The sequence below is a fragment of the Roseisolibacter sp. H3M3-2 genome, assembly GCF_029211165.1.
In the GTDB taxonomy this organism is placed as follows: Bacteria; Gemmatimonadota; Gemmatimonadetes; order Gemmatimonadales; family Gemmatimonadaceae; genus Roseisolibacter.
This window is the reverse complement of record NZ_JARGEK010000325.1, coordinates 1-5,551: the sequence shown is the minus strand read 5'-3', so window position 1 is coordinate 5,551 and position 5,551 is coordinate 1. Positions and strand designations below refer to the sequence as shown.

The window sequence follows — 5,551 nt, the reverse complement described above, 5'->3', positions numbered from 1 at the left end:
ACGCTCCGACTTAGCGCCAGCGCCGCGGCGACGGCGGCGAGCGCGCGCGTCACGGCGACTGGTCGGCGGCGACGACGGTGCCGCCGCGCCGCACGCCGAGCACCACCAGGCGCGTCGGCGTCCCGCCCACCGGCAGCCGGCGCGCGACCGTGGGCACGCCCGCGGCGGTCAGCGCGACCTCGACGACCTCGCCGCGCGTCGGGTTGGAGACGTACACCAGCCCCTCGGCCGACGCGAACACGGGCGTCGGGACGGTGCCCGTCGTCGGCATCGGCGGCACGAACCCGTCGAGCCGGCCGGTGAGCTGGCGCGTGCCCATGTCGAACACGTACAGGTTCCCCGTGCGCCCGAGCATCAGCGCGTGCCGCCCCGAGTAGTCGAGGTCGAACACCCAGTCGATGTCGCCGCCCGGCGCCGTGATCGGGAGGAGGGTGCGGCCGGCCACGTCGACCACGCCCAGCATGCGCGTCGCCGCCGTCACCTCGGCGCCGCGGACGGTGAGGCGGGCGAGCAGGTTCGCCGCGCCGGCGCGCCCGACCACGGTGCCGGAGCCGAAGCGCGGGTCGTCGGCGCGCGTGATCTTGGTGAAGACGCCGCGGCCGTTCTGCGCGCTCACCAGCAGGACGCCGTCGGAGCACCCGTACGCGGCGCCGGCGGCGCTGGTCGTGAGCCCGTGCAGGTTGGGGCAGGCGCGCGTGCTGTCGACGCGCCGCCCCTGCAGGTCGAACACGACGACGCCGTCCGGCCCGGTGCCGGTCGCCGACTTCGCGCTCAGCGCGACGAGCTGGCCGCCCGGCAGCGTCACCGCCGCGCCGTGGTGCGGCGCGCCCGAGTTGACCGTCAGCATCGGCGTGACGTTGCCGGCGGCGAGGTCGCCCTCGCGCCAGAAGCGCGCGACGCCGCTGCCGTCGAACCACGCCGTCAGGATGTCGCCGCTGTGGTTGCCGTGCAGCGGCACCGAGTCGCTCACCCCGCCGAGCAGGCGCGCCGCGGCGCGCACGCCGCGGTCGTTCTGCAGGTAGACGCCGCCGTCGAGGAACTGCACGCGGTTGCGCGTCTGGAAGTGCATCGCCGCGACGCGGCCCTGCGCGCTGTACAGGTACGTCACCGGCCCGGGGAGCCCGCCGATCGAGTCCACGCGCTGGCCGCTCCCGAGGTCGTAGAGCCGCGCGAACGGCTGCGCGTCGTCGGCGACGAGCAGGCGGCGGAACTCGGCGGCCGAGCGCTCGGCGCCTGGCCTGGGGCCGGGGGAGACCGGGTCGTCGTCGGAGCAGGCGGCGGCGACGAGGGCGAGCGCCGCGGCGGCGGCGGCGCGCGCGCGGCGCGGCCGGAGGAGCGGCATGGCGGGGTCCGGGGTGGGCGGACCCGCCGCCGCGCGTCGGTCGACGCGGCGCGGCGGCGGGTCTCGTGCTCCGCCAACCTCGCGCCGACCCGCCGCGCCCCCGCACCGCTTTTCATCGACCGGTCGCCGCGGCCCGGCGAACGGCGCCCACGCGCCGACGAGCGTCGGGCGCGGGCCGGGCCGTGACTACGCCGCGTCCTACGCCGGCGCGCCCTCCGCCGGCGGCAGGAACCGCTCGACCACCGACAGGAACTCGTCCACGTCGAGCGGCTTCGTCAGGTACGCGTCGGCGCCGAGCGCGCGCAGCCGGTCGAGCGACCCGGCCGTCGCGTCGGCGCTGACGACGATCACCGGGATCGCCGCGGTGCGCGCGTCGGCGCGCAGCCGCCGCAGCACCTCGTCCCCCTGGATGTCGGGGAGGTGCAGGTCGAGCAGCACGACGTCCGGCTGGTACTCCTGCGCCAGCTGCACGCCGAGCTGCCCCTGCAGCGCCGGGATCGTGCGCCACCCGGGGCGCGACATCAGGATCGTCTCGACGAGGCTCAGGTTCGCGAGGTTGTCCTCGACGTACAGCAGCGTCGCGTCGCGGTGCGGCGCCTGCTCCACGCACCCCGCCCCCGACTCCTCCAGCGCGCGGCGCGGGTCGTCGGCGACCGCCAGCTCGACCCGGAACACGCTCCCCTCGGGGCCCGTCGACTCGAGCGTCAGCGCGCCGCCCATCGCCTCGCACAGCCGCTGCGACAGCGCGAGGCCGAGCCCCGTCCCCTCGATCTCGGACTGCTCGGCGCCGAGGCGCGCGAACGGCGTGAAGAGCTGCTCGACGCGGTCGGCCGGGATGCCGCGGCCGTGGTCCTCGACGCGCACCGCCCACCGCCCGTCGGCCGGCGCGCAGGCCAGGCGCACGTAGCCGCCGGGGCGGTTGTACTTGATCGCGTTCGACAGGAGGTTGAGCAGCACCTGCACCAGCCGCTGCCGGTCGGCGTGCACGAACGCGTCGCGCGGCCACGGCTCCTCGCGCAGCTCCACCTGCCACTGCTGCGCCAGCGGGCGCACGAGGCCGAACGCCTCCTGCATCGCGGGCGCGAGCGGGACGGGCTCCAGCGAGAAGTTCTCGCGCCCGGCCTCGATGCGGCTGATCTCCAGCACCTCGTTGATGAGGTGCAGCAGGTGCCGCCCCGCCTTGAGGATGTGCTGCACCGCCTTCACCTGCGGCGTCGGCAGCTCGGCGCGCGCCAGCAGCTGCCCGAAGCCGAGGATCGAGTTCATCGGCGTGCGCAGCTCGTGGCTCATGCGCGACAGGAAGTCGCTCTTGGCGCGGTTCGCCCGCTCCGCCTCCTCGCGCGCCTGCTCGGCCTCGGCGGTCGCGCGGCGGAGCGCCGACTCGGCCGCCCGCTGCTGCGTGATGTCGCGCGTGTTGCAGACGATCCCCGCCTCGGCGGTGTGCGCCAGCAGCGTGCTGTTCACCGACTCGATCAGGCGCCACGAGCCGTCGGCGTGGCGCGCGCGGTAGGTGATGACCTCCACCGTCCCCGGCGCCGCCACCAGCCGTCCCACCGACGCCATCGCCTCGGCGACGTCGTCGGGGTGCATGATGTCCGCCGGCGTCACGCCGAGCAGCGCCGACGGCTCGTACCCCATCACGCGCGTCATCGACGGGCTGACGTAGGTGAGGCGCCCCTGCGGGTCGCTCACCAGCAGCATGTCGTTGCCGTTCTCGATCAGCGCGCGGAAGTGCTCCTCGCTGCGCTGCAGCGCCTCCTCGGCCGCCTTGCGGTCGGTGACGTCGCGGGCGATGGCGATGATCCCGTCGTCGAACGTGTGCGGCGAGATCGTGCGCCCCACGCTCTCGAACATCCGCCACGAGCCGTCCTTGTGACGGATCCGGTACTCGGTGCGGACCGACGTGCCGGGCGCCGCGGCCGCCGTGGCCAGGTCGCGCCCCACGGTCGCCAGGTCGTCGGGGTGGATCAGCTCGACCGGCACCTTGCCGAGCATGTCCTCCTGCTCCCAGCCGAGGATCGTGCGCGCCGACGGGCTCACGTAGGTGAGCTCGTAGGCGGTGTTGCACGTCATCACGTAGTCGCTGGTGTTCTCGATGATCCGCCGGAAGTGCTCGTCCTGCTCGCGCAGCTTCCGCTCGGCCTCGAGGCGGTCGGTGATGTCGCGCCCGAAGGCGAGGATCCCCTCCTCCACCCCGTACGGCGACAGCGTGCGGCCGAGGTTCTCGAACACCCGGTAGCTGCCGTCCTTGTGCCGGATGCGGAACGTCGACTTGTGCGACTCGCCCGGGTTCTCGACGATGTGCGCGAAGTCGCGCATCACCTGCTCGACGTCGTCGGGGTGCACCAGGTGCTCCGGGCGCGACCCCATCATCTCCGCGACCGTCCACCCGAGCATCCGCTCGACGCCCGGGGCGACGTAGGTGATGGCCGCCGTCGCGTCGACGATCATCACGTGGTCGCTGGCGTGCTCGATCATCCGCCGGAAGTGCAGGTCGCGCTCGCGCAGCTCGCGCTCGGCCTCCACCCGGTCGGTGATGTCGCGGCAGTTCGCCATCAGCCCGCCCTCGAGCGAGCCGCGCACGAACGTGTTGGCCACGTTCTCGATCCACCGCCAGCTGCCGTCCCGGTGCCGCTTGCGGAACTGGATGGTGAAGGTCTCGTCGGGCCGCTCCAGCAGCTTCCCGATGGTGGCCATCACCGCGTCCACGTCCTCGGGGTGCACGAGGTCCGTCGGCCGCTGGCCGAGGATCTCGTCGGGCCGGTAGCCGAGGATCCGCTCGACCGACGGCGCGACGTACGTGATCGCGCCCGCGGCGTCGACGATCATCACGTAGTCGCTCGCGTGCTCCACCATGCGGCGGAAGTGCGCCTCGCGCTCCGCCAGCGCGCGCTCGGCCTCGACGCGGTCGGTGATGTCGCGGCAGTTGGCGAGGAACCCGGCCTCGATCGAGTCGGGCGAGAGCGCGCGGGCCGTGGTCTCGTGGTAGCGCCAGCTCCCGTCCCGGTGCAGGGTGCGGTAGCGCGTCGTGACCGTCTCCTCCGGGTGCTCGGCGAGGCGGGCGATGGCCGCGTGCACGATCGCCTGGTCGTCGGGGTGCATGTTGTCCGACGGCCGCTTCCCCATCATCTCCTGGGCGGTGAAGCCGAGCACGCGCTCGACCGACGGGCCGATGTAGGTGATCGCCCCGGTCGCGTCGCAGATCAGCACCATGTCGCTGGCGTTCTCGATCAGCCGGCGGAAGTGCTCCTCGCGCTCGGCCAGCGCGCGCTCGGCCTCGCGCCGCTCGGCGATCTCCTGCGCCAGCGCGGCGTTGGTGGCCGCCAGCTCCGCGGTGCGCTCGGCCACGCGGCGCTCCAGCTCCTCGTACGCCTGGCGCAGCGCCGCCTCGGCGGCCCGCCGCGCGCTCACGTCGCGTCCGCTCACCAGCAGCCGGTCGACGCCGTCGATGGTGACGCGCCGCTGCCGCAGCTCCTGCCAGACCAGCGAGCCGTCCTTGTGGCGCCCGCACCACTCGAAGCGCTGCGGCTCGCCGGCGATCGCGCGGCGGGCGTACTCCCACGCCCGCTCCATCGTGCACCCGGTCTCGGGGACGAGCAGCCCCGCGACGCCGAGCGCCTTCTGCTCCTCGGCGGAGTAGCCGAACAGCTCGACGGCGGCGTCGTTCAGGTCGAGCATCGCCCCCGTGTCCATGTCGTGCACCCACATGGCGTCCGACGCCTGCCGGAACATGGTCCGGTAGCTCTCCTCGGTGGCCGGCCGGGGGGCGGAGAGGGAGGACGGGAGGGGGGAGCGGGCGGACGGCGGGGTGGTCATGCGGGGGAGTACGACGGCGGGGCGAGGCGGGGGGAGGCGTCGCCTGCGGCGAAACGCCCGTCTCACGGTGCACGGAATCGCTGCGGAACGCCAGGGACCGCCTGCGTTTCCGCCCCCGCCCCGCCCGCCCCGTCAGCGCACGCGCGGGAGGGTGCGCTCGTTCCCGTTCTGGCGCATCACGACCGCCGTCGCCTTCCCGTCGGCGCCCACCGCGAAGGTCAGGGTGACGGGCGCCCCGTCGGCGGCGAACGTCGTCCCCGCGACGTGCGACAGGGCGCGCCGCGCGCCCCCCGAGGGCTGCCCGTGCAGGCGCCCGCCCTCGACGGTGACGGCGAGGGTGCGGCCGGGCGCCACCTCGTACTCGCCGGCCAGCGCCGCCAGCGCCAGCGTGAG

Annotated in this window: 3 protein-coding genes; all 3 read right to left on the bottom strand. The window is 74.6% G+C overall.

Annotated features, from left to right (window positions below):
• Positions 1-49 precede the first annotated feature (49 nt).
• Positions 50-1,342: a hypothetical protein gene (locus PYV61_RS20120; protein ID WP_275834975.1), complete on the bottom strand. Its 1,293-nt coding sequence runs from the start codon at positions 1,340-1,342 to the stop codon at positions 50-52.
• A gap of 198 nt (positions 1,343-1,540) precedes the next feature.
• Positions 1,541-5,158 carry a PAS domain S-box protein gene (locus PYV61_RS20115; RefSeq protein ID WP_275834973.1) on the bottom strand — a complete coding sequence of 1,206 codons (3,618 nt, stop codon included), beginning with the start codon at positions 5,156-5,158 and terminating at the stop codon, positions 1,541-1,543.
• A 132-nt stretch (positions 5,159-5,290) separates the two neighbouring features.
• Positions 5,291-5,551: DUF3471 domain-containing protein (locus tag PYV61_RS20110; RefSeq protein WP_275834971.1), on the bottom strand; the 261-nt coding region annotated here is incomplete at its 5' end.

Coding starts and splice junctions, on each gene's coding strand:
- PYV61_RS20120 (WP_275834975.1), bottom strand. CDS start 1,342: ATGCCGCTCCTCCGGCCGCGCCGCGCGCGCGCCGCCGCCGCCGCGGCG.
- PYV61_RS20115 (WP_275834973.1), bottom strand. CDS start 5,158: ATGACCACCCCGCCGTCCGCCCGCTCCCCCCTCCCGTCCTCCCTCTCC.